We start from the raw sequence: 1,239 nt of genomic DNA on the forward strand, positions 1-1,239 counted from the left end.
TAGTGCCGTGACCACGAACGTTCGCGGTGTTGGATGACACGCCGTTCGGCTTGTCGGCCGGGCGGCGTCGCGGCGGTCAGGCTGTGGCGGTGGCAGATCCCGTACGCGTGCGGCGGCTGAGTGATCAGGAAGGTCAGCAGCTGCTCAGAATCACCCGCCGGGGAACCGGTTCACCGATCCGACTACGGCGGGCGATGGTCGTGCTCGCGTCTGCCGGCGGGAACACGGTGCCGGCGATCGCTCGTCTCGTGCAGGCTGATGAGGACACGATCCGGCAGGTCATCCATCGGTTCAATGAGATGGGGATGGCCAGCCTGGACCCTCGGTGGGCGGGTGGCCGTCCCCGCCAGATCAGTAGCGACGAGGAGCAGTTCATCGTCGAGACGGCCAACACCCGCCCCGAGAAGCTGGGGCGGCCGTTCACCCGCTGGAGCGTACGCAAGCTCGCCGACTACCTGGGCTCGCACGCCGCCCGCCGGATCCGTATCGGTCGGGAACGGCTGCGGCAGATCCTGCATCGGCACCGGATCACCTTCCAGCGGACCAAGACGTGGAAGGAGTCCACCGACCCCGACCGGGACGCCAAACTCGCCCGGATCGAGTACGTCAGCAGCCAGTTCCCGCGGCGAGTGTTCGCGTTCGACGAGTTCGGTCCCCTGGTGATCCGCCCGCAGGCCGGCGCCGGCTGGGCGCCGGCCGGGCACCCACACCGGCTGCCCGCGAACTATCACAAGCTGCACGGGGTCCGGCAGTTCCACGGCTGCTACTCCGTCGGCGACGACCAGCTCTGGGGCGTCGTGCGGCGGCGTAAGAGCGCGGCCAACACCCTCGCCGCGCTCACGTCGATCCGCAAAGCCCGCCCGGACGGGGCACCGATCTACGTGATCCTCGACAACCTGTCCGCGCACAAAGGCCGCAAGATCCGGGCGTGGGCGGCCCGAAACAAGGTCGAGCTCTGCTTCACCCCGACCTACGCCTCCTGGGCCAACCCGATCGAGGCCCAGTTCGGGCCGCTACGCACCTTCGTCATCGCCGGCTCCAACCATCTCAACCACCCCGCGCTGACCCGGAAACTGCAGGCCTATCTGCGGTGGCGCAACACGAACGCCCGCCACCCCGACGTCCTGGCCGCCCAACGCCGCGAACGCGCCCGCATCCGCAGCGAACGACAACAACGCTGGGGCCAACCCGCCACCCGCGCAGCCTGACCCAACACCCCAAACGTTCGTGGTCACGGCA

Annotated in this window: 1 protein-coding gene; it reads left to right on the forward strand. The window is 68.9% G+C overall.

The window, feature by feature from the left end; translation table 11 throughout:
- Positions 1-89: 89 nt before the first annotated feature.
- Positions 90-1,208 carry an IS630 family transposase gene (locus tag KBX50_RS32510; RefSeq protein WP_307871144.1) on the forward strand — a complete coding sequence of 373 codons (1,119 nt, stop codon included), beginning with the start codon at positions 90-92 and terminating at the stop codon, positions 1,206-1,208.
- The last annotated feature ends 31 nt before the right edge of the window (positions 1,209-1,239 follow it).

The sequence above is a fragment of the Micromonospora sp. C51 genome (assembly GCF_018070435.1).
Classification (GTDB): domain Bacteria; phylum Actinomycetota; class Actinomycetes; order Mycobacteriales; family Micromonosporaceae; genus Micromonospora; species Micromonospora sediminimaris.